We start from the raw sequence: 21,256 nt of genomic DNA, 5'->3' as shown, positions 1-21,256 counted from the left end.
GGCCGGGTTTACCGGCTCATTTTCCTTGGCCGCTCGGTCCGTTTGAGGCCGAGGCCTCGCGGAATGCCGATGCGACCGTCTCCTCCCCGAGCCGCTGGAGACAGGCACGGGCCGTTTCGCCGGGATGCCTTTGCTCCTCCACCAACCTGCCGAGGCGGTCGATAGCCGGGCCTATCCCATCCTCCCCCCTATAGGCAAGAGGCAGGCGTGATGCCGTCCCATTGACGACCAATCCATATCCTGATGGCGCACCCACGAGAGCGAGGTCTGCCGCCGCCGGCCGCGCGCAGCCCTTGGGGCAGCCGGACAGATGCATCGCCACCGAACCATCGAAAAGCGACGGCGCACCGGCGATCAGCCGCGCGGCCAGCGCCTGCGTTGCGATGGTGGCCGATGCGCAGGCGCCGACACCAACGCAGGCATCGATGTGATTGCGCGGATCGTCGGCCGCAAGGCGCAGGCCCGCCTCCTTGGCAAGCTGCAAGGCCGCGTCGATCGAAGCCGGAGCAAGGCCGAGCACGAGAAAGCCATGGTCCCGCGCCAGCCGGATTTCCGTGGCACCGAGATCGGCCAGCCTGCCGGCGAGATGGGCAAGCGTCGGGGCTTCCGCCTGTCCATAGGCAAGGCCAAGGCCCAGCACTGTCCCGGCAGAGCCCATATCGTGCAGTCCGGGAATGGCGACCGAAGCCGGCCGCACGAGCGGATCGCTGTTCTCCACGAAACGATCGAAAGCGACCATCTGCGCCATCAGGTCCCGCCCGCGCGCCCGGGGCCCGCTTGCGTGCAGGGCCGCAAGGCAGGCGGTAAGGGCAGGCACGACACCCCCCGTCCCCACATGACCGATCAGCCGCGCCCGCGCCGCTTCCCCGCCAGCGGAAATCCGCCAGAGACCGGCCTTGACGGCATCGGCCCTCAGATCCGCCGCGCTGGCCGACAGATCGAGCTGCCCGCCGCCGTCGAGAACGACCGAAAGCTTTGGCGCCAGCTGAAAACCGGAGGCCGCCACGACAGCCCGCAGGTCAGCGGCGAGCGGCGCCGGATCGGCGATTTCGTAGGGATCGATGCCCGCCAGCGGCGGAACCTCGATGGCAAGGCCGGTAGCGAGCGGCAGCGGAACATCGGCAATCATGCGCGACAGTCGTTCAGCGCTCTCACTCGTCAGGCCGCGCACCTGCAGATTGCCGCGCGCAGTGATATCGACGATGCCGTTGCCTGTCGTCGCTGCCGCCCGCATCAGGGCGGTGAAGGTGTCAGGCGACAAGCCGGGTTCAAGCGGCCGCAGCCGCGCCAGGAGGCCATCCCCCGTCTGCATCGGCGCCGAGAGCGTCGGACAGGCGCCGCGCGCCAGCGAGGCGGAGGCGCGCTCGGCTGAGGACGGCGAAGCGCCATTGTGTGTGTCGGCAAGTAGCCTATCGACGAGAGTCATGGCGGCACCCTATCCTATCCCGGTGAATGACAGAAGCATGGCCGTGCTCACCGCATCTTGCCGCTCCTGTCCTTGCGCAGGATCAATCGGCTGCGGGTCGCTGACGGCCACTCACGCCAGATCGTCGAAATCCTCGCCCTTCTGCAGCAGGTAGATGTCCATGATCCAGCCGTGGCGTTGCCGGGCCGCCTGCCGGGTCGCGAGGATCTCGTCCTTCACCTCTGACAGCCGACCGGCAATGACGATCTCGTCCGCCGTGCCGAGATAGGCGCCCCAATAGATGCGCGCATCGGGATCGTCGATCGCCATGAAGGCCTGCTCGCCGTCCAGCATCACCACGGCGCTTTCCGACCGTTGCGGAAACGTCTCCTTCAGCCGCCGGCCCGTGGTGATCTCGACGGGCTTGCCGACCAGGTTGAGCGGAATGCCATGGGCCGCGCACAGCGTTTGCACGCTGGTGATGCCGGGAATGACGCGCATGTGGAAAGCGACATTCCCGCGCGCCACCACGCGGTTCAGAATGCGGATCGTGGAATCGTAGAGCATCGGATCGCCCCAGACGAGCAAACCGCCAGTACCGCCCTGCGGGATCTCCCGCGCGAACAGGTCCTCATAGGTCGCCGCAATCGCCGCATGCCAGTCATCGACGCCGGCGACATAGGCACGCCCCTCGGCCTGCCGCTTGGGCAGCGAGAATTCCACCTGCCGGCTGTCGGCACGCGTCACATGCTGGCGGCAGATCTCGCGGCGAACCTCGGCGAGCCCCGCCTTCTCCTCGCCCTTCAGCGGAATGAACAGCACGTCGGCCGCATTCAGCGCCTTGACCGCCTCAATCGTCAGGTGATCGGGATTGCCGGTGCCGATGCCGATCACGAGAATGGTTTTCATGCGCCCCCTGCCATACTGTCTGCCTGCCCTGTCCTGCATCTGTCCAGACGGTGATGGCGGATCGGCCGCCGGCGCGCAAGCCCGCCAGCGACGCGGCCCGTCGCGCGCCTCAGACGGTCGGGTCGGCCGGCAGGCTCCAGTCGATCGGCGCATCGCCCTTGGAGACCAGAAACTCATTGGTCCTGGAAAAGGGTCGCGAACCGAGAAAGCCGGAATGGGCCGAGAGCGGCGAGGGATGCGCGGACTTCAGCACCAGATGCCGTGTCCCGTCGACGAAGGCCGCCTTCTTCTGCGCATAGGAGCCCCAAAGAATGAAGACGACGGGATAGGGCAGATTGTTGACGGCGCGGATCACGGCATCGGTGAATTTTTCCCAGCCGCGCCCCTGATGCGAGGCGGCAAGCCCGCGCTCCACGGTCAGCACGCTGTTGAGCAGGAGCACGCCCTGCCGCGCCCAGTGCTCCAGAAAGCCGTGGCGAGGCGGCTCGATGCCGAGATCGCTCTTCAGTTCCTTGTAGATGTTGACGAGCGAGGGCGGCGGGCGCACGCCGGGGCGAACGCTGAAGCACAGACCATGGGCCTGCCCCTCGCCGTGATAGGGATCCTGTCCGAGAATGACGACACGCACCTTGTCGAAGGGCGTCAGATCAAGGGCGCGGAAATATTCGGATCCCTTCGGGAAAATCGTCTTCCCGGCCGCCTTCTCCGCCGTCAGGAAATCCTTCAGCCCGGCCATGTAGGGGCTTTCGAATTCCGGCGCCAGCACCGCTTTCCAGCTATCGTTGAGCTTCACCATCTGCTGATCGGCCATCATCGCCTCCCTGCCTGTCTGTCGCTGTTTTCCGGCACCGGTGCATACCGGCTTTGGCCAAATGAGGAAACAACTGCGCCGCCGAAACGTTTCGTGCCTTTCATTATATTCCACAAAACATAACGCTGGCCCTTCGCTGAGGGATCGATATATTCGGCGTGATACATCGATCCCGGAGCCCGCCATGCCCCCTTTCCGTCCTGCCCGTCGCATGCTTCTTGCACTCCTTCTTGCCCTGCCCCTCGGCTTCGCCACGCTCCCCGCTCTGCATCAGGCGCGCGCCGCCGATGATGTCACCGTCTTCGCCGCCGCCAGCCTCAAGGGCGCGCTGGACGAGGTCGATGCGGCCTGGAAGGAAAAGGGCGGCGGGACGGCAACCGTCTCCTATGCGGCAAGCTCGGCGCTCGCCAAGCAGATCGAGGCAGGCGCGCCCGCCGACGTCTTCCTTTCCGCCGACCTTGCCTGGATGGATTACCTTGCCGAACGTAAGCTGATCCGCGACGCCACGCGCAGCGATCTTCTCGGCAATCGTCTCGTGCTGATCGCGCCGAAGGACAAGGCAACATCGGTGACCATCGAAAAGGGCTTCGACCTTGCCGCCCTTCTCGGCGACGGCAGGCTGGCCATGGGCGCGGTGGACAGTGTGCCCGCCGGCAAATACGGCAAGGCGGCGCTGACGGCGCTCGGCATCTGGCCTGCAGTGCAAGGCAAGGTCGCCGGCGCGGAAAACGTGCGCGCCGCCCTCCTCCTCGTCTCGCGCGGCGAAGCTCCCTTCGGCATCGTCTACGAGACCGACGCCAAAGCCGACGCCGGCGTCGCCATCATCGGCACCTTCCCGCAAGACAGCCACCCGAAGATCGTCTACCCCGCCGCCGCGCTCGCAGCCGGCAAGGAGGCACCATCGGCGGCCTACCTTGCCTTCCTCAAAACGCCGGAAGCGGCTGCCATTTTCGAGAGGTACGGGTTCACGATGCTGGGGAAGTGAGGGGCACTGACCCAGAACGAAAACAGCGCGGATGTTTCCACCCGCGCCGTCCAAAGTCCAGTCACGAACCGCCGCGCCGATCAGCCGGCGGCGTAGATCTTCGCCATTTCGTTAAGGCGCTTGGCGCGGATCTTCGAGGCGTTGCCGGCGGTGCGGAAGGCGATGAAGCGCTCCTTGCAGACTTCCGTCATCAGCGCGACAGCCGGCTTCAGATAGTTGCGCGGGTCGAAATTGTCGGGCTTTTCCTTGAAGTTCTTGCGGATCGTGCCGGTCATGGCCAGACGCAGGTCCGTGTCGATGTTGACCTTGCGCACGCCGAGCGGGATCGCTTTCTGGATTTCCGAGACCGGAACGCCCCAGGTCTGCTTCATCTCGCCGCCATAGGTGGTGAAGAGGTCCTGCAGGTCCTGCGGCACCGAGGAGGAACCGTGCATGACGAGGTGCGTGTTCGGCAGCTTGGCATTGATCTTGGCGATCGTGTCGATCGACAGAATGTCGCCATCGGGGGCGCGGGTGAACTTGTAGGCGCCGTGGCTGGTGCCGATGGCGACGGCCAGCGCATCGACGCCGGTCTTCGTCACGAAGTCGAGCGCCTGGTCCGGATCGGTCAGCAGTTCCTCGCGCGAGAGCTTGCCTTCAAAGCCGTGGCCGTCTTCCTTGTCGCCGGCGCCCGTTTCCAGATTGCCGAGACATCCGAGTTCACCTTCGACGGAAACGCCGGCCGCATGGGCGATCTTTACCACTTCGGCGGTGACGTCGACGTTATAGTCATAGGTGGCGACCGTCTTGCCGTCGGCCAGCAGCGAGCCGTCCATCATGACCGAGGTGAAGCCGTTGGTGATGGCCGAAATGCAGGTCGAGGGCTGGTCGCCATGGTCGAGATGCAGGCAGACCGGGATATGCGGATATTCTTCGGCCGCGCCGAGGATCAGGTGGCGCAGGAAGCCGTCGCCGGCATAGGCGCGGGCGCCGCGGCTGGCCTGCAGGATCACGGGCGAATCCGTCGCATCGGCGGCGCGCATGACAGACTGAACATATTCGAGATTGTTCACGTTAAACGCAGGCAGCGCATAGTTGTGCTCGGCCGCATGGTCCAAAAGCTGCCGCATGGTGATCAAGGCCATTCCGTCGTCTCCCTGTTAAAATGCGGCGCTCGGCGCGCCGCGAAAATCGCTGCTGACGGCGCGTTCAAGCCGCGCCGTGGCCCCTCTCAGGTCCGCAATGCGGCCACCATAGACACAGAAAAGCGTTTGACAACGGTCATTCAACCGAAAAGATCGGTTCCGCTTTTTTTAATCGATACAAATGCTTGCAAGAAATTTCATCGACCTCGCCCTAGCGCTTTTCACCCATGCGTTGCAGACGAAATTAAACCTTTGATTGCTGAATTTTGCTGCAGCGCACGCTGGAATTTTTCAATTGGAGAGAACTATTCGCTCGGCTCCGGTCCAATGATATGGACCTTTCATGACAGGCGCCTCTTCGGGTCGCCGGGAAGGACGAGACGGGCATGGACGGCTGGATGCTGAGCGGGGCAGAGACAACGGCGATCCTGCTGACGATCCGGATCGCGACCGTGGCCACCCTCGTCAGCCTGCCGTTCGCCATTCTCGTGGCGCTGGCCCTGGCGCGCGGCCGCTTTCCGGGCAGGAGCCTCCTGAATGGGCTCGTCCACCTGCCGCTCATCCTGCCGCCCGTCGTCACCGGTTTCCTGCTGCTCATCACCTTCGGCCGCAAGGGCCCTGTCGGCGCCTTCCTCGAAGCCCATCTCGGCCTCGTCTTCTCCTTCCGCTGGACGGGCGCGGCGCTCGCCGCCGCCATCATGGGCTTTCCGCTGATGGTGCGCAGCATCCGCCTGTCGATCGAGATGGTGGACCGCAGGCTCGAACAGGCCGCCGCAACCCTTGGGGCCGGGCGGGTGCAGGTCTTCGCCACGGTCACCCTGCCGCTCATCCTGCCCGGCGTCATCGCCGGCGCCATCCTCGGCTTTGCCAAGGCCATGGGCGAGTTCGGCGCCACCATCACCTTCGTCTCAGCCATCCCCGGCGAGACGCAGACGCTGTCGGCGGCCATCTATGCCTTCACGCAGGTGCCGGGGGGCGATGCCAATGCGCTGCGGCTGACGTTGATATCGGTCGCCATCTCCATGGCGGCGCTGGTCGCCTCGGAAATGCTGGCAGGCCGCGTCGCCCGCAGGAGCGCAGCCGCATGACGCTTTCCATTGCCATCCGCCACCGCCTGGGCACGCTGACACTCGATGCCGGCTTTACCGTACCGCCGGGCGTCACCGCCCTCTTCGGCCGTTCGGGCTCGGGCAAGACCTCGCTGATCAATGCCGTCGCCGGCCTGCTGGCGCCGGATGCGGGGCGCGTGTCGATCGACGATACCGTGCTTCTGGATACGGAACGGCGCCTCAGCACGCCCATCCACCGCCGCCGCTTCGGCTATGTCTTTCAGGAACCGCGCCTCTTCCCGCACATGACGGTGCGGCAGAACCTTGCCTATGGCCAGCGCTTCCTGCCGCGCGGCATCGTGCCGGATGCACCCGGCCCCGTGGTCGATCTTCTCGGCATCACCCATCTCCTCGACCGGCGTCCGGCGACGCTCTCCGGCGGCGAGCGCCAGCGCGTCGCCATCGGCCGCGCCCTTCTGTCGGCGCCGCGCGCGCTTTTGATGGATGAGCCGCTCTCGGCGCTGGACGAGGAACGCAAGGCCGACATCCTGCCCTATCTGGAACGCCTCTGCCGGCAGACGCGCATTCCCATCCTCTACGTCAGCCATGCCCTGCAGGAGATTGCACTGCTCGCCGACCGCGTCGTGGTGCTGGAGGCGGGCCACATGGTCGCCGAAGGCCCCGCTTCCACTATTCTTTCCACCGCAACGCTCGCCGACCGCCTCGGCCGCAACGAGGCCGGCGTCCGCATCGAGGCCCGCTTTGCGGGGGAAGCGGACGGGCTGGCAACGGTACGGACCGACAGCGGGCTGACGCTGCGCATCCCCGGCCTCAGTGCCCCGCCCGATGGATCCGTCCGGCTTTTCGTGCCCGCCCGCGACGTGATGATCGCACTCGACCATCCCCACGGCCTCAGCGCCCTCAACATCCTGCCGGCCACGCTCGTCAAGATCACGCCGGCCGAGGACGGAACGGTGGACCTGACGCTCGACTGCGCCGGCACGCAGCTGCTCTCGCGGATCACCACGCATTCCGCCCGCAGCCTCGGCCTCGCACCGGGGCGCCCCGTTCATGCCGTGATCAAGAGCGTGGCGCTGACGCGTTAGTCGTCAGTGGATCGCGCCGTCTCAAGCCAGTCGAGATCGGCCCGCATCGCCGCCGCGGCATCCGCCTCCATCTGGCGGAACCGCCGGATCAGTTCCTCGCCGAACGGGGTCAGCGCCGCGCCGCCGCCCTCGCGCCCGCCCCGCTGGCTGGTGACGGAAGGTTCGCGGAACATGCGGTTGAGATCGCTTATGAGAAGCCAGGCGCGGCGGTAGGACATGTCCATGGCACGGCCGGCCGCAGAGATGGAGCCGGTGTCGCGGATATGTTCGAGCAATTCGATCTTGCCGCGACCGAGCCGGTCGCCGGGCGGAAAATCGATGCGGAGCACGGGCTTGAGCGGGGCGGGTTTCGTCATGGCCGCACCTTAAGCGTAGACATGGATGGGCGGAAGGCCTCAGGCCGGCCCGACCGCCTCCACGCCGAATTCCCGGGCCATGCCGATCAGCTCATCCCACAGGCTTTCCGCAAAGCCGCGCAGCACCATGAGTTCAAAGCTCTGCTCACCCGTGCGGGTGATCTGCACCGAGATATGCCCAACCAGCGTCGTCGCGCTCCGGCCGACCGGAAAGGCGGAAGGCGCCAGATCGACCGCCGTGCCCTTGGCCAGCACGCGCTCGACCGCGGCGCCGGACAGCGCCATGCGCACGCGCCCATGGCTGGTATCAACGACATCCGCCACGCCCGCAAGCCGGCCGGCAATTTCCGCCTTCTGCGACGCCGTCAGCCTCTCGTCCCCGACGACGAACCACTGGCCGGGCGCGTAGGCGCGCAGCGTGCCCCCACCCGCAGCGGTGATGGCGCCTGCATGAGGGACAGCGCCGGGCGCGGCCAAAAGATGCAGAACATGGCCTTCCGGCAGGGCCGTCAGCGTCAGCGAGCGGCTGGAATCGAAGGCGGCTCCGAAGCGACCGGTGGCAACGCCGGCCAGCGCGGCGCGGTGGGAAAGCACGATCTCAGCCATGGAGCCTCGCATTGTCTGGGTCGATGAAGACGGGGCTGGTCAGGACACCCATGGTGAATTCACCGCGCAGGGAATTCCAGATCTGCACCCGCTCGCCGAGCCGCTCGGGCCCGCGCTTGACGAGCGCAAGGCCGATGGTGTGGCCGAGGGAAGGCGAATAGCAGGAGGAGGAGACGTAGCCCTGATCGTTCTCCAGCGTCGCCTCCGCCCCTTCCGCGAGGATGTGGCTGCCGGTGCGGAAGCCGTCCTTGGGATCGACCGGCTTGACGCCCACGAGGCGCGGCCGGTCGAGATCGGTCAGCCCCTCGCGCGCGAGCATGGCCCTGCCGATGAAATCCGCCTTGGTGGCCGAGACCATGCGGCCGAAGCCGAGATCGGCGGGCACCACCGTGCCGTTGATCTCGTTATGCGTCACATGCCCCTTCTCGATGCGCATCACGGCCAGCGCTTCGACGCCATAGGCGCAGATGCCATGCACCCGCCCCGCCTCCATGATCGCATCCGCCACCGCCTCGCCATAGCCGGCGGGCACGGCGAGTTCATAGGCAAGCTCGCCCGAAAACGAGATACGGAACAGCCGCGCCTCGATCGCCCCGCCGCCGAGCGTCACGGTCTTCGCGCCGAGGAAGGGCATGGCCGCATCCGAAAGATCGGCATCGACGATCGCGGAGAGGATCTCCCGCGACTTCGGCCCGGCAATCGCCATCTGCGCCCATTCATCGGTGACGGAGGCGAAGCGCACGTCGAGCTCGGGCCAGAGCGCCTGCGCGCAGAACTCCAGATGCGCCATGACGCCGGCCGCATAGGCCGTGGTGGTCGTCATGAAGTAGCGGTTTTCCTCCAGCCGGCTCGTGGTGCCGTCGTCGTAGATGAACCCGTCCTCGCGCAACATCAGCCCGTAGCGCGCCTTGCCGACGGGGAGCTTGGCGAAACCGTTGCAATAGACGCGGTCGAGGAAAGTGGCGGCATCCCTGCCGGTAATCTCGATCTTGCCGAGGGTGGAGACGTCGCAGAGCCCGGCGGCGCTGCGCGTCGTCGTCACCTCGCGGTCGACGCTCTCGCGCCATGTCGTCTCGCCGGCCCGCGGGAACCAGGCGGAGCGATACCAGAGCCCCGTCTCGACAAAGGTCGCGCCGTTCCTTTTTGCCCAGCCATGCAGCGGCGACTGGCGTACCGGCTGGAAATGCTTGCCACGCGACGTGCCGGCGAGCGCACCGAAAGAGACGGGCGTATAGAAGGGCCGGAACGTCGTCGTACCGACCTCGGCCGGCGAAACGCCGCGCGCTTCCGCCAGAATGCCGATCGCATTCACATTCCCAAGCTTGCCTTGGTCGGTCGCCATGCCGTTTGTGGTGTAGCGCTTGGCAAGCTCGACGTGACCGTAGCCCTCGCGCACGGCGAGCCCCAGATCCTTTGTATGCACATCGTTCTGGTAATCGACGAAAGCCTTGCCTTTGGTGCCCGGAACCGACCAGAGCGGCTTTGCCGCCCCGCCCTCCTCCGGCGCCGAGGCAAAAGCCGGCGTCCCAGCAAAACCGATCGCAGCAAGCACCGACGCCGCCTTCGCGGCCCCGTCGGCCATGACGGCACCGAGACCACGCAGCGCCGCCGCACCGCCGGCGACCGTCAAACCGTCGAGGCCGGACGGCGCAAGGAACGCGGCCTTTTCCTCCGACCAGACGGGCTTGGCGCCGCGATGGCAGGAAAGATGGATGACAGGACTGAATCCCCCGGCCATGGCGAGCGCATCGGCCGCGATCTTGCGCAGCGTGCCATTCACTCGCACCGAGATCGCCTCCACCGCCTTGCCGCCATGGGCGTCCGTGACGACCGCACCCCGCAGCACCTCGGCTCGCCCCGTCCAATCGCGGCCGCCATCGGCACGCGGATCGACAATCGCCGCGACCGCCATGCCAGCCGCTTCGAGATCGGCCGCAAGCGCATAGGCGCTGTCATCATTGGCGAAGATGGCAGGATTCTTCCCCGCCGCTACGCCGTAGCGGGTCAGCCAGGTCCGCATGGCGGATGCCGTCATCACGCCTGGAATGTCGTTGCCGCCGAACACCAGCGGGCGCTCTTCCGCGCCGGTCGCCAGAATGGCGTGCCGCGCCGCGATGCGCCACAGGCGCTCGACCGGACGGTTGGCGTCGATCCGCGGCACATGCTTCTGCACCCGCTCCACCGCACCGAACACGCCGTCATCGTACCAGCCGAAGACCGTGCTGCGCGACAGCAGCGTCACATTCGGGTGCCCTTCAAGCTCAAAGAGCAGACCGGCCAGCACCGTCGCCGCCAGCGTACCATCGATGACGCCGCTTTCCGAGAGCAGCCAGCCGCCCATCTCCGCCTGCTCGTCGGCGACGATCACCCGCGCCCCGGCCCGCGCCGCCGTCACGGCGGCGGAAAGCCCGGCCGCACCGCCGCCGATTACCAGCAGGTCGCAATGGGCCCAGCACTTCTCGTAAGAGTCCGGATCCGCCTCGTAGGTGGCACGGCCGAGACCCGCGGCCTTGCGGATCAACGGCTCATAGACCTTCTCCCAGAAAGCGGCGGGCCACATGAAGGTCTTGTAGTAGAAGCCGGCACCCAGCACCGGGGAGAGAAGGCTGTTGACCGAACCGATGTCGAAGGACAGAGACGGCCAGCGGTTCTGGCTGACGGCATCCAGCCCCTCGTAAAGCTCGGCGACGGTCGCCCGCGTGTTCGGCTCTGTGCGCCCGCCGGTGCCGATGGTGACAAGCGCGTTCGGCTCGGAGGCACCTGCCGTTACCGGACCGCGCGGGCGGTGATATTTGAACGAGCGCGCCATGAGGCTGACGCCGTTGGCGAGCAGCGCAGACGCCAGCGTATCGCCGGCGTGGCCGTAATAGGCGCGTCCGTCGAAGGAAAAGCCGATCTTGTGGCTGCGGTCGATGCGCCCGCCGGCCGGAAGACGAAAGGGGGTCATGCGGCACCTCTGGTGCGGGTCGCGTCCGCCGCATCGGTCACGGAATGCACGACATGGGTCTGTGTGTCACGCTCCACCACCAGCCAGCGCCGGCAGCCCGCGGCATGGTGCCAGTATTCCCGATGCCGACCGCGCGAATTGTCGCGCAGATAGACATAGGCATGCCAGGTCTCGGCATCGGCATCCGGCGCCGGGCGGGTCAGCGACGCATCGCTCCTGATGGAAAATTCTTCCTTGGGGCGCGGGCCGCAATGGGGGCAGGTGATGAGGCTTGCCATATCCGATCCTCAGTGCAGGTTGGGCTGGGCGCCGACGCCCTTTTCATCGATGAGCCGGCCGGTTTCGAACCGGTCGAGGCGGAAGGCACGCGCCGTCTCGTGCGGCGCGTTGCGGGCGATCAGATGCGCGAAACAGTAGCCGGAGGCCGGCGTCGCCTTGAAGCCGCCGTAACACCAGCCGGCATTCAGGTAGAGATTGTCGATGTGCGTGCGATCGATGATCGGCGAGCCGTCCATGCTCATGTCCATGATGCCGCCCCAGGAGCGCAGCACCCGAACCCGGGAGAGCGACGGGATCATCGCAACGCCGGCTTCGGCCACATGCTCCACCGTCGCCAGATTGCCGCGCTGCGCATAGGAATTGTAGCCGTCGATATCGCCGCCGAAGACAAGGCCACCCTTGTCGGACTGCGAAACATAGAAATGCCCGGCGCCGAAGGTCACGACGCAGTCGATGAAGGGCTTCAGCCCTTCGGAAACGAAGGCCTGCAGCACGTGGCTTTCGATCGGCAGACGAAGCCCGGCCATGTCGGCGACGACGGTGGAATTGCCCGCCGCGGCGAGCGCCAGACGGTTGCAGCCGATGAAGCCCTTGGAGGTCTCGACACCGGTCACCTTGCCGTTCTCGCGGCGAATGCCGGTGACCTCGCAGTGCTGGATGATGTCGACCCCATGGCTGTCGGCCCCGCGCGCATAGCCCCAGGCCACCGCATCATGCCGCACCGTGCCGCCGCGGCGGTGAAGCAAACCTCCGAGAATGGGGAAGCGCGCATTGTCGAAATCCATGAAGGGCAGCATGGTCTTGACCGCGTCCCGGTCTAGCAGTTCCGCACCCACGCCCAGCAACTGCATGGCATTACCGCGCCGCGTATAGGCATCGCGCTGGCCATCGGAATGGAAGAGATTGACGATGCCGCGCTGCGAAACCATCGCGTTGAAATTGAAGTCCTGCTCTAGCCCTTCCCACAGCTTCATGGAGAGCTCGTAGAAGGGATTGTTGCCCGGCAGCAGGTAGTTGGAACGGATGATCGTCGTGTTGCGGCCGATATTGCCGGAGCCGAGATAGCCCTTTTCCAGCACCGCCACATTGGTGATCCCGAAAACCTTGGAAAGGTAATAGGCCGTCGCGAGCCCATGCCCTCCGCCCCCGACGATGATCACGTCGTAATGCGGCTTCGGCGTCGGCGAGCGAAAGGCCGGCGACCAGCCCTTGTTGCCGCCGAGGGCCTTGGTGAGAAGCGAGAGTGCGGAATAGCGCATGGCGGCGACCCGTTATCGGAAGATGACAGGAAGGCTACGCCGCTGGCTGCAAACGGAATTGCATAAATGGGCCATTACATGTCATTTTCAGGCCATGAGTGATTTTCCCCAGTTGCGCCCCGCGGGCGTCGACGTCGACACGGCCGCCCAGACGAAGCAGGCCAATCCGGCCGGCCAGGCCACCCAGCGCTTCGGTTTCCTGCTGGTCGATCGTTTCGCCTTGATGTCCTTTGCCTCGGCGACCGAACCCCTTCGCGCCGCGAACCTGATTGCAGGCGCCGACCTCTATTCCGTCGAGATCCTCAGCGCCGCGGCCGAAATGGTTCGTTCCTCCGCCGGCTTCGCCGTGCCCGCCACCGACATGGCCCGCGCTGCGCCCGGCCTCCACACCGTTTTCGTCCTCGCCGGCGGCAATCCCGAGGACTGGAAAGCCGCGCGCGCCGCCTATCCGGCGCTCAGGCGCCTCTCCCGCGAAGGCGTCAGGCTCGGCGGCATCTCCTCCGGCTCCTACCTCCTGGCCGAAGCCGGGCTGCTAAATGACCGCGACTTCACCATCCACTGGGAACACGCCCCGGCGCTGAAGGAAGCCTTCCCGACGCTCGCGCCGCGCCCGGCCCGCTTCGTCATCGACCGCGACCGGATCACCTGTGGCGGCGGTATTGCACCGCTCGACATGATGCATGCGCTGATATCCGACCGCATGGGTCCGGCCTTTGCCCGCCGTGTCAGCGACTGGTATCTCCACACGGCCATCGCCGAACCCGAGGGGCCACAACGCGGCTCGGCCGTCGAGCGCCACGGCACCCGCCATCCGGCCCTGCTCGTCGCCCTCGAGACTATGGAGAGGACGCTGGAACGGCCCCTGCCCCGAACCACCATCGCCCGCACCGCCGGCATCAGCATCCGCCACCTCGACCGCCTCTTTTCGGAAGAACTCGGCGCCGGCTTTTCTGAGACCTACCGACGCCTGCGCCTCGACCAGGCTCGCAAGTTGCTTGCCCAAAGCCCCCTCTCCATTTCCGAGATCGCCTTTGCCACCGGCTTTTCCAGCGCCTCGCATTTCACACGCCAGTTCAAGACCGCCTTCGGCGCGACACCGGGGCAGATGCGGGGCGATCGCTAGTCGTTGGCGTGATTGCCAACACAGGAGAGCGTTGGTAGAATGACCAACATGAGAACCCTGAGCGTTAAGATCGAGACTTTGGAAGACACGCTGGCCGCCGCCGCATCCAGTTGGAAGCACGCAGCGACCGATGGCGAAGTCGCTGACGGACAGACGCTCTCATTCGACACATGGGATGCGATGCACCGGACATTGGCGCCCAAGCGGCTGGAGATCATCAAGGCGATGGCGGGACAGGGCCCTTTGAGCGTGCGCGACGTCGCGCGGCGAGTCGGTCGCGACGTGAAGAACGTCCATGCCGATCTGGACCTGCTGGCAAAGAGCGGCGTGATCGACCGGACACCGGACGGTTTCGTCTTCCCCTTCGACCGTATCCATGTCGAGTTCGATATCGGCGCGGCTGCATGACGGATCGGGTGAAAGACATAGAGATGGCAGTGCAGAAGACGGAAGCAGGCGGCACGGGCAACCCCGCCCTCACCCAGGATCCCCACGCGCTGCGCGAGCCCAAGGAAAACAACCTCGAAATGGCAATCGGCCATGAGGTGCGCGCCTATCGCAAGCAGCTCGGCATCACCGTGACCGACCTTGCCGCCGCCACCGGCATTTCGCTCGGCATGCTCTCGAAGATCGAGAACGGCAATATCTCGCCCTCGCTGACCACGCTGCAATCCCTGTCGAAGGCGCTCGGCGTGCCGTTGACGGCGTTTTTCCGGCGCTATGAGGAGCCGCGCAACGCCGTTTTCGTCAAGGCCGGCGAAGGCGTGTCTATCGAGCGACGCGGAACGCGCGCAGGCCACCAATACAGCCTGCTCGGCCACATCGACAACAATTCGAGCGGCGTGACGGTCGAGCCCTACCTGATCACGCTGAATGCCGAATCCGACGTTTTCCCCACCTTCCAGCACGAGGGCATGGAACTGATCTACATGCTGGAGGGCGAGGTGTCCTACCGCCACGGCGACCGGCTCTACCCGATGCATCCCGGCGACAGCCTGTTCTTCGACGCCGATGCGCCGCACGGGCCGGAGGTGCTGACGAAGCTGCCTTGTCGCTATCTGTCGATCATTTCCTATCCCCAGCGAAAGGCCGGAAGCTAGGTCCGGCAGTGACAAACATATTTCTCCTAGAGAAACTTTTATTCCCCCTAGTTGATATCACCCTTATCAGGTGCTACAGCTTCCATCAGTCGAACGATGGAGGTTTTGAAAGCCATGTGCGGGATTGTCGGGCTGTTTCTGAAGGACAAGAGTCTGGAGCCGAAGCTCGGCCAGCTCCTGTCGGACATGCTGGTCACCATGACCGATCGCGGCCCGGATTCGGCCGGCATCGCCATCTATGGTGGCGCTGCTGATGGCAAGGGCAAGCTGACGGTCCAGTCTGCCAATCCGGCGACGGATTTCGACGGCCTTGGCGAGGCGCTGGATGACGCACTTGGCGTGAAGCCGGCCGTCTCCGTCAAGAGCACCCATGCCGTGATCGAGGTTCCCGCCGACAAGCTCGCGGAGGCCCGCGCGGCCATCGCCACGCTGCGCCCTGCCATCCGCGTCATGGGTGCGGGCGAAAGCGTTGAAATCTACAAGGAAACCGGCCTACCGAAGGATGTCGTCGCCCGCTTCGGCGTCGAGGCCATGTCCGGCAGCCACGGCATCGGCCACACCCGCATGGCGACCGAAAGCGCGGTGACGACGCTCGGCGCCCACCCCTTCTCCACCGGCGCCGATCAGTGCCTCGTGCACAACGGCTCGCTCTCCAACCACAACAATCTGCGCCGCGAACTGAAGCGCGAAGGCATGCGCTTCGAGACGGAAAACGACTCGGAAGTCGCCGCCGCCTATCTCACGGCCGAAATGGCCAAGGGCAAGGATCTGGGCGAGGCGCTCACCGGCGCGCTCGATGATCTCGACGGCTTCTTCACTTTCGTTGTCGGCACCAAGTCGGGCTTCGGCGTGGTGCGCGATCCCATTGCCTGCAAGCCCGCCGTCATGGCCGAGACCGACCAGTATGTCGCCTTCGGCTCGGAATATCGCGCGCTGGTCGGCCTGCCCGGCATCGAGACCGCCCGCGTCTGGGAGCCGGAACCGGCCACCGTCTATTTCTGGGATCACGAGAAGGCGGCCTGATACCCGCCTCTCCGCTCTCCCCTTGGCACGAACCGTCAGGAAAGCCTTCCACCCATGCCCGTCTTCGATCTTTCCCAAACCCCGCTTCGTGCGCTGAACAGCGCGCTGCACGGCCTTTCCGCCGGCACCAATGACACCGCCTTCGAGGTCGTCAATCCGCGCGGCCACCATGCGGTCGCCGTCGGCATCGACAGCCCCGTCACCGTCGAGGTGCGCGGCTCCGTCGGTTACTACTGCGCCGGCATGAATGATGGCGGCACCGTCACCGTCCATGGCTCGGCCGGTCCGGGCGTTGCCGAAAACATGATGTCCGGCACCGTCGTCATCGAGGGCGATGCCTCGCAATATGCGGGTGCCACCGGCCGCGGCGGCCTGCTGGTCATCAAGGGCAATGCGGCCTCGCGCTGCGGCATCTCCATGAAGGGCATCGACATCGTCGTGCACGGGTCGATCGGCCACATGTCGGCCTTCATGGGCCAGTCCGGCCACCTCGTCGTGCTCGGCGATGCCGGCGAGGCGCTGGGCGACAGCCTCTATGAAGCCAAGCTCTTCGTGCGCGGCACGGTCAAAAGCCTCGGCGCCGACTGCATCGAAAAACCGCTGCGCCCCGAGCACATCGAAAAGCTGCGAGAGCTTCTGGACAAGGCCGGCGTCACGGATGTCCAGCCGGAAGAGTTCAAGCGCTACGGCTCGGCCCGCAAGCTCTACAATTTCAACATCGACAATGCCGAAGCATATTGAGGGGCCGCAATCATGAGCTACAGCAATCCGCAGACCCCGCCCCGCAAGTCGGCCACCTTCGACGATGCGACCATGGCCGAAATCCGCCGCGCCGCGGCCACCGGCATCTATGACATCAGAGGCGGCGGCACGAAGCGGAAGGTGCCGCATTTCGACGACCTGCTCTTCCTCGGCGCCTCCATCTCGCGCTATCCGCTCGAAGGCTACCGCGAGAAGTGCGACACCTCCGTCGTGCTCGGCACGCGCTTTGCCAAGAAGCCGATCGAGCTGAAGATCCCGATCACCATTGCCGGCATGTCGTTCGGCGCGCTCTCGGGCAATGCCAAGGAGGCCATGGGCCGCGGCGCCACGCTCGCCGGCACCTCCACCACCACCGGCGACGGCGGCATGACGGATGAGGAGCGCGGCCATTCCGAAAAGCTCGTCTACCAGTACCTGCCCTCGCGCTACGGCATGAACCCGAAGGATCTTCGCCGCGCCGATGCCATCGAGGTCGTGGTCGGCCAGGGCGCCAAGCCCGGCGGCGGCGGCATGCTGCTCGGACAGAAGATCTCCGATCGTGTCGCCAACATGCGCAACCTGCCGAAGGGCATCGACCAGCGCTCCGCCTGCCGCCACCCGGACTGGACCGGCCCGGACGATCTCGAAATCAAGATCCTCGAGCTGCGCGAAATCACCGACTGGGAAAAGCCCATCTATGTGAAGGTCGGCGGTGCGCGCCCCTATTACGACACGGCGCTCGCCGTGAAGGCCGGCGCCGATGTCGTGGTCCTCGACGGCATGCAAGGAGGAACAGCGGCAACCCAGGATGTCTTTATCGAGCATGTCGGCATGCCGACGCTTGCCTGCATCCGCCCCGCCGTTCAGGCGCTCCAGGATCTCGGCATGCACCGCAAGGTGCAGCTGGTGGTCTCCGGCGGCATCCGCTCCGGCGCTGATGTGGCCAAGGCGCTGGCGCTCGGCGCGGACGCCGTCTCGATCGGCACGGCGGCGCTCGTCGCCATCGGTGACAACGACCCGCACTGGGAAGAGGAATACAAGAAGCTCGGCACAACGGCCGGGGCCTATGACGACTGGCACGAGGGCAAGGATCCGGCCGGCATCACCACGCAGGACCCCGAGCTTGCCGCCCGCCTCGACCCGGTCCTCGCCGGCCGCCGTCTTGCCAACTATCTCAAGGTCATGACGCTGGAGGCGCAGACGATTGCGCGCGCCTGCGGCAAGAACAAGCTGACCAATCTGGAGCCGGAAGATCTCTGCGCCCTGACGATGGAAGCCGCCGCCATGGCGCAGGTGCCGCTGGCCGGCACCAGCTGGTATCCGGGCAAGGGCGGGTTCTGAGATGGCGAGCTACACCGCAACGATCCTGTGGGAACGCGGGCCCGAGGAGGTCTTCACAGACAACCGCTACGGGCGCGGCCACCAGTGGAGCTTTGATGGCGGCGTAAGCTTTCGCGCCTCGTCTTCGCCCCACGTCGTGCCGCGCTACTCGGACCCGGCGGGTGTCGACCCGGAAGAGGCCTTCATCGCCAGCCTCTCGTCCTGCCACATGCTGACATTCCTCTATCTCGCGGCAAAAAAGGGCCTGACGGTCAACCGCTACGAGGATGTCGCCGAGGGAAGGATGGCCAAGACGCCGGAAGGACGCGTCTGGGTATCCGAAGTCGTGCTGCATCCGGTCATCGCTTGGGAGGGCGAGACACCGGATGCCGAAACGCTCGACGCGCTGCACCACGCGGCCCACGACGAGTGCTTCATCGCCAATTCGGTGCGCACCGATGTGCGGTGCGAGCCGCGCGCCTGATCCGACCGGCGCGACCCTGCATCACAGCAAGACAATCGGAGCGCCGGCCTGAACCCATCGGACCGGCGCCCCGACAAAGCCAAAACGGCCGGTTCTGAAGAACCAAGGGGAACCTCTCATGACCACAGACCTCGCAGCCTTTGCCGCCGAGCGCGGCATCAAATATTTCATGATTTCCTACACCGATCTCTTCGGCGGCCAGCGTGCCAAGCTGGTGCCCGCCCAGGCGATCGCCGAGATGCAGGCAGACGGTGCCGGTTTTGCCGGCTTCGCCACCTGGCTCGACATGACGCCGGCCCATCCGGACCTCTTCGCGCTTCCCGACCCTTCCTCCGTCATCCAGCTGCCCTGGAAGAAGGACGTGGCCTGGGTCGCGGCCGACTGCATGATGGAAGGCAAGTCCGTGGGCCAGGCACCGCGCAACGTGCTGAAGGCGCTGGTTGCCGAGGCGGAGAGCATGGGCATGCATGTGAAGACCGGCGTCGAAGCCGAATTCTTCCTGATCCAGCCGGATGGCTCGGCCATCTCGGACATCTACGACACCGCCGAAAAGCCCTGCTACGACCAGCAGGCCGTGATGCGCCGCTACGATGTCATCGCCGAAATCTGCGACTACATGCTCGAACTCGGCTGGAAGCCCTACCAGAACGACCACGAGGACGCGAACGGCCAGTTCGAGATGAACTGGGAATATGACGACACGCTGAAGACCGCTGACAAGCACTCCTTCTTCAAGTTCATGGTAAAGTCCGTCGCCGAAAAGCACGGGCTGCGCGCCACCTTCATGCCCAAGCCCTTCAAAGGGCTTACCGGCAATGGCTGCCATTGCCACATTTCGGTCTGGGACAAGGACGGAAAGACCAACGTCTTTGCCGACAAGGCCCAGCCCTTCGGCCTCTCCGCTAAGGGCAAGACCTTCCTCGGCGGCATCATGAAGCACGCTTCCGCGCTCGCCGCCATCACCAACCCGACGGTCAATTCCTACAAGCGCATCAACGCGCCGCGCACCATCTCCGGCGCCACCTGGGCGCCGAACTCGGTGACCTGGACGGGCAACAACCGCACCCACATGGTGCGCGTGCCGGGCGCCGGCCGTTTCGAGTTGCGCCTGCCGGACGGCGCCGTGAACCCCTATTTGCTGCAGGCCGTCATCATCGCCGCCGGCCTCGACGGTATCAAGACGGACGCCGATCCCGGCCGCCACTACGACATCGACATGTACAAGGAAGGCCACACCATCACCGATGCGCCGCGCCTGCCACTGAACCTTCTCGATGCGCTACGGGAGTTCGACAAGGACGAGGGCTTGAAGGCGGCGCTCGGCGCCGATTTCTCTGCCGCTTTCCTGAAGCTGAAGCATGGCGAATGGAACGCCTATGCCTCCCACTTCACCGATTGGGAACGCCAGACGACACTGGATATCTGACCTTACTCTCTTGCGGGTGGACAAGGCGCCGCCCGCCCCTTGCCTTGATGCCCGCCGGTCTTTTCAGTCTTGCCGATGTCGCATTCGGTATCGGCAGAAGGGCCGGCGTCGCGCTACTTGTTGTGCCGTCCGGAAGTCATTAGGGGAGAGCCGGACAGACCCGAAAGCGAGAGACCGAACCGATGACAAGCCCGATGAAGAGCTACGTGCTGACCGTTTCCTGCAAGTCCACCCGCGGCATCGTCGCCGCCATCACCGGCTACCTCGCCGAAAAGGGTGGAAACATTGTCGATAGCTCGCAGTTCGACGATCTTGAGACAGGCCTGTTCTTCATGCGCCTCACCTTCATCAGCCAGGAAGGCGTTGCGGGCGAGGAGATCAAGTCGGGCTTTGCTCCGATCGCCAAGCAGTTCGGCATGACCTACGAGTTCCATGACAGCGACGCCAAGATGAAGGTCATGCTCATGGTGTCGCGTTTCGGCCACTGCCTGAACGACCTGCTCTACCGCTGGAAGATCGGCGCCCTGCCAATCGAGATCGTCGGCGTCGTCTCCAACCACTTCGAATACCAGAAGGTGGTCGTCAACCACGACATCCCCTTCCACCACATCAAGGTGACCAAGGAAAACAAGCCGCAGGCCGAAGCCAAGCTGATGGAAATCGTCGAGCAGTCCGGCGCCGAACTCATAGTGCTCGCCCGCTACATGCAGGTTCTCTCCGACGCCATCTGCAAGAAGATGTCGGGTCGCATCATCAACATCCACCACTCCTTCCTGCCGAGCTTCAAGGGTGCCAACCCCTACAAGCAGGCCTTCGAGCGCGGCGTGAAGCTGATCGGCGCGACCGCCCACTACGTCACCGCCGACCTCGACGAAGGCCCGATCATCGAGCAGGACGTCGCCCGTATCACCCATGCCCAGTCGCCGGACGACTATGTCTCGATCGGCCGCGACGTGGAAAGCCAGGTTCTGGCCCGCGCCATCCACGCCCACATCCACCACCGCGTCTTCATGAACGGCAACAAGACGATCGTCTTCCCGGCAAGCCCGGGCTCCTACGCCTCCGAGCGTATGGGCTAAGACGACCAGCGGTCGGGCAAACCCTGCCCGCGCCCTTGGCTGGCACGCCTATCCTCTTTCGACACCAGCGGCCGGATGCCACACATCCGGCCGTTGTGCGTATGCGCCCGGCCCTGTTTGCCTC

General features: G+C 65.4%; 21 protein-coding genes. 12 read left to right on the top strand and 9 right to left on the bottom strand.

The annotated features are described in order from the left end of the window. Positions 1-16: 16 nt before the first annotated feature. The 3 genes from cobG to ung form a co-directional block, all read right to left on the bottom strand. Positions 17-1,426: a precorrin-3B synthase gene (gene cobG, locus F3H41_RS14065; protein WP_149739321.1), complete on the bottom strand. Its 1,410-nt coding sequence runs from the start codon at positions 1,424-1,426 to the stop codon at positions 17-19. A gap of 111 nt (positions 1,427-1,537) precedes the next feature. Then, complete coding sequence (gene cobF / locus F3H41_RS14060; RefSeq protein ID WP_149739320.1) at positions 1,538-2,314, bottom strand: precorrin-6A synthase (deacetylating); 777 nt, start codon at positions 2,312-2,314, stop codon at positions 1,538-1,540. A gap of 109 nt (positions 2,315-2,423) precedes the next feature. Then, positions 2,424-3,125, bottom strand: coding sequence for a uracil-DNA glycosylase (gene ung / locus F3H41_RS14055; RefSeq protein WP_149739319.1), 702 nt, complete (start codon positions 3,123-3,125; stop codon positions 2,424-2,426). Between the two features lie 184 nt (positions 3,126-3,309). Here ung and modA point away from each other — a divergent pair, with 184 nt between their 5' ends. After that, a complete protein-coding gene (gene modA, locus F3H41_RS14050; RefSeq protein WP_244616195.1) occupies positions 3,310-4,110 on the top strand; it encodes a molybdate ABC transporter substrate-binding protein in 801 nt (266 codons plus the stop codon). Positions 4,111-4,190: 80 nt separating this feature from the next. Here the strand turns inward: modA and fba are convergent, their stop codons facing one another. Beyond that, entirely contained in the window at positions 4,191-5,234 is a 1,044-nt protein-coding gene (fba, locus tag F3H41_RS14045; RefSeq protein ID WP_149739318.1) for a class II fructose-bisphosphate aldolase, read from the bottom strand. Between the two features lie 386 nt (positions 5,235-5,620). Here fba and modB point away from each other — a divergent pair, with 386 nt between their 5' ends. Together modB and modC are read left to right on the top strand one after the other, a co-directional pair. Beyond that, on the top strand, positions 5,621-6,322 hold the full coding sequence (modB, locus tag F3H41_RS14040) for a molybdate ABC transporter permease subunit (RefSeq protein WP_149739317.1): 702 nt from the start codon (positions 5,621-5,623) through the stop codon (positions 6,320-6,322). Beyond that, the gene (modC, locus tag F3H41_RS14035) at positions 6,319-7,389 is read left to right on the top strand and encodes a molybdenum ABC transporter ATP-binding protein (RefSeq protein ID WP_149739316.1); all 1,071 of its coding nucleotides are present in this window, start codon (positions 6,319-6,321) and stop codon (positions 7,387-7,389) included. The genes modB and modC overlap by 4 nt, the downstream gene beginning before the upstream one ends. Here the strand turns inward: modC and F3H41_RS14030 are convergent. Genes F3H41_RS14030 through F3H41_RS14010 form a run of 5 tightly spaced genes read right to left on the bottom strand, consistent with a single transcriptional unit; the run spans position 7,386 to position 12,836 of the window. Then, entirely contained in the window at positions 7,386-7,745 is a 360-nt protein-coding gene (locus tag F3H41_RS14030; RefSeq protein ID WP_149739315.1) for a LysR family transcriptional regulator, read from the bottom strand. The two genes, modC and F3H41_RS14030, sit on opposite strands and share 4 nt — an antisense overlap. Positions 7,746-7,784: 39 nt before the next feature. Then, positions 7,785-8,351 carry a sarcosine oxidase subunit gamma family protein gene (locus tag F3H41_RS14025; protein ID WP_149739314.1) on the bottom strand — a complete coding sequence of 189 codons (567 nt, stop codon included), beginning with the start codon at positions 8,349-8,351 and terminating at the stop codon, positions 7,785-7,787. After that, positions 8,344-11,298 (bottom strand): sarcosine oxidase subunit alpha family protein, encoded by a 2,955-nt coding sequence (locus F3H41_RS14020; RefSeq protein ID WP_149739313.1) that lies wholly within the window; start codon positions 11,296-11,298, stop codon positions 8,344-8,346. The genes F3H41_RS14025 and F3H41_RS14020 overlap by 8 nt, the downstream gene beginning before the upstream one ends. Beyond that, positions 11,295-11,576: a sarcosine oxidase subunit delta gene (locus F3H41_RS14015; protein ID WP_149739312.1), complete on the bottom strand. Its 282-nt coding sequence runs from the start codon at positions 11,574-11,576 to the stop codon at positions 11,295-11,297. Before F3H41_RS14015 ends, F3H41_RS14020 begins: the two co-directional genes overlap by 4 nt. A gap of 9 nt (positions 11,577-11,585) precedes the next feature. Beyond that, positions 11,586-12,836, bottom strand: coding sequence for a sarcosine oxidase subunit beta family protein (locus F3H41_RS14010; protein WP_149739311.1), 1,251 nt, complete (start codon positions 12,834-12,836; stop codon positions 11,586-11,588). A gap of 94 nt (positions 12,837-12,930) precedes the next feature. On the opposite strand from F3H41_RS14010, the gene F3H41_RS14005 reads away from it, so the two are divergent. The 9 genes from F3H41_RS14005 to purU all read left to right on the top strand — a co-directional run bounded on the left by F3H41_RS14005 (position 12,931) and on the right by purU (position 21,132). After that, entirely contained in the window at positions 12,931-13,959 is a 1,029-nt protein-coding gene (locus F3H41_RS14005) for a GlxA family transcriptional regulator (protein ID WP_149739310.1), read from the top strand. Between the two features lie 39 nt (positions 13,960-13,998). Continuing rightward, a complete protein-coding gene (locus F3H41_RS14000; RefSeq protein WP_244616194.1) occupies positions 13,999-14,367 on the top strand; it encodes an ArsR family transcriptional regulator in 369 nt (122 codons plus the stop codon). A gap of 23 nt (positions 14,368-14,390) precedes the next feature. Continuing rightward, positions 14,391-15,059, top strand: coding sequence for a helix-turn-helix domain-containing protein (locus F3H41_RS13995; protein ID WP_149739309.1), 669 nt, complete (start codon positions 14,391-14,393; stop codon positions 15,057-15,059). Positions 15,060-15,173: 114 nt separating this feature from the next. Then, positions 15,174-16,082: a glutamine amidotransferase family protein gene (locus F3H41_RS13990; protein WP_149739308.1), complete on the top strand. Its 909-nt coding sequence runs from the start codon at positions 15,174-15,176 to the stop codon at positions 16,080-16,082. A 54-nt stretch (positions 16,083-16,136) separates the two neighbouring features. Further along, positions 16,137-16,823: a GXGXG domain-containing protein gene (locus F3H41_RS13985; RefSeq protein ID WP_149739307.1), complete on the top strand. Its 687-nt coding sequence runs from the start codon at positions 16,137-16,139 to the stop codon at positions 16,821-16,823. Positions 16,824-16,835: 12 nt separating this feature from the next. Further along, the gene (locus tag F3H41_RS13980; RefSeq protein WP_149739306.1) at positions 16,836-18,164 is read left to right on the top strand and encodes an FMN-binding glutamate synthase family protein; all 1,329 of its coding nucleotides are present in this window, start codon (positions 16,836-16,838) and stop codon (positions 18,162-18,164) included. 1 nt (position 18,165) lies between these two features. Next, positions 18,166-18,627 (top strand): OsmC family protein, encoded by a 462-nt coding sequence (locus F3H41_RS13975; RefSeq protein ID WP_149739305.1) that lies wholly within the window; start codon positions 18,166-18,168, stop codon positions 18,625-18,627. Between the two features lie 118 nt (positions 18,628-18,745). Next, a complete protein-coding gene (gene glnT, locus F3H41_RS13970) occupies positions 18,746-20,053 on the top strand; it encodes a type III glutamate--ammonia ligase (protein ID WP_149739304.1) in 1,308 nt (435 codons plus the stop codon). Between the two features lie 194 nt (positions 20,054-20,247). Beyond that, on the top strand, positions 20,248-21,132 hold the full coding sequence (gene purU / locus F3H41_RS13965; protein WP_149739422.1) for a formyltetrahydrofolate deformylase: 885 nt from the start codon (positions 20,248-20,250) through the stop codon (positions 21,130-21,132). Positions 21,133-21,256: the final 124 nt, after the last annotated feature.

This window comes from Rhizobium sp. RU20A (genome assembly GCF_900155885.1).
Taxonomy (GTDB): domain Bacteria; phylum Pseudomonadota; class Alphaproteobacteria; order Rhizobiales; family Rhizobiaceae; genus RU20A.
Note: the sequence above shows the minus strand (reverse complement) of the source record. Positions and strands in the feature narration are given on the sequence as shown.

What these genes read in the sequence shown, in the direction of transcription:
- cobG (WP_149739321.1), bottom strand. Translation starts at nt 1,426, where the DNA reads ATGACTCTCGTCGATAGGCTACTTGCCGACACACACAATGGCGCTTCG.
- cobF (WP_149739320.1), bottom strand. Translation starts at nt 2,314, where the DNA reads ATGAAAACCATTCTCGTGATCGGCATCGGCACCGGCAATCCCGATCAC.
- ung (WP_149739319.1), bottom strand. Translation starts at nt 3,125, where the DNA reads ATGGCCGATCAGCAGATGGTGAAGCTCAACGATAGCTGGAAAGCGGTG.
- modA (WP_244616195.1), top strand. Translation starts at nt 3,310, where the DNA reads ATGCCCCCTTTCCGTCCTGCCCGTCGCATGCTTCTTGCACTCCTTCTT.
- fba (WP_149739318.1), bottom strand. Translation starts at nt 5,234, where the DNA reads ATGGCCTTGATCACCATGCGGCAGCTTTTGGACCATGCGGCCGAGCAC.
- modB (WP_149739317.1), top strand. Translation starts at nt 5,621, where the DNA reads ATGGACGGCTGGATGCTGAGCGGGGCAGAGACAACGGCGATCCTGCTG.
- modC (WP_149739316.1), top strand. Translation starts at nt 6,319, where the DNA reads ATGACGCTTTCCATTGCCATCCGCCACCGCCTGGGCACGCTGACACTC.
- F3H41_RS14030 (WP_149739315.1), bottom strand. Translation starts at nt 7,745, where the DNA reads ATGACGAAACCCGCCCCGCTCAAGCCCGTGCTCCGCATCGATTTTCCG.
- F3H41_RS14025 (WP_149739314.1), bottom strand. Translation starts at nt 8,351, where the DNA reads ATGGCTGAGATCGTGCTTTCCCACCGCGCCGCGCTGGCCGGCGTTGCC.
- F3H41_RS14020 (WP_149739313.1), bottom strand. Translation starts at nt 11,298, where the DNA reads ATGACCCCCTTTCGTCTTCCGGCCGGCGGGCGCATCGACCGCAGCCAC.
- F3H41_RS14015 (WP_149739312.1), bottom strand. Translation starts at nt 11,576, where the DNA reads ATGGCAAGCCTCATCACCTGCCCCCATTGCGGCCCGCGCCCCAAGGAA.
- F3H41_RS14010 (WP_149739311.1), bottom strand. Translation starts at nt 12,836, where the DNA reads ATGCGCTATTCCGCACTCTCGCTTCTCACCAAGGCCCTCGGCGGCAAC.
- F3H41_RS14005 (WP_149739310.1), top strand. Translation starts at nt 12,931, where the DNA reads ATGAGTGATTTTCCCCAGTTGCGCCCCGCGGGCGTCGACGTCGACACG.
- F3H41_RS14000 (WP_244616194.1), top strand. Translation starts at nt 13,999, where the DNA reads ATGACCAACATGAGAACCCTGAGCGTTAAGATCGAGACTTTGGAAGAC.
- F3H41_RS13995 (WP_149739309.1), top strand. Translation starts at nt 14,391, where the DNA reads ATGGCAGTGCAGAAGACGGAAGCAGGCGGCACGGGCAACCCCGCCCTC.
- F3H41_RS13990 (WP_149739308.1), top strand. Translation starts at nt 15,174, where the DNA reads ATGTGCGGGATTGTCGGGCTGTTTCTGAAGGACAAGAGTCTGGAGCCG.
- F3H41_RS13985 (WP_149739307.1), top strand. Translation starts at nt 16,137, where the DNA reads ATGCCCGTCTTCGATCTTTCCCAAACCCCGCTTCGTGCGCTGAACAGC.
- F3H41_RS13980 (WP_149739306.1), top strand. Translation starts at nt 16,836, where the DNA reads ATGAGCTACAGCAATCCGCAGACCCCGCCCCGCAAGTCGGCCACCTTC.
- F3H41_RS13975 (WP_149739305.1), top strand. Translation starts at nt 18,166, where the DNA reads ATGGCGAGCTACACCGCAACGATCCTGTGGGAACGCGGGCCCGAGGAG.
- glnT (WP_149739304.1), top strand. Translation starts at nt 18,746, where the DNA reads ATGACCACAGACCTCGCAGCCTTTGCCGCCGAGCGCGGCATCAAATAT.
- purU (WP_149739422.1), top strand. Translation starts at nt 20,248, where the DNA reads ATGAAGAGCTACGTGCTGACCGTTTCCTGCAAGTCCACCCGCGGCATC.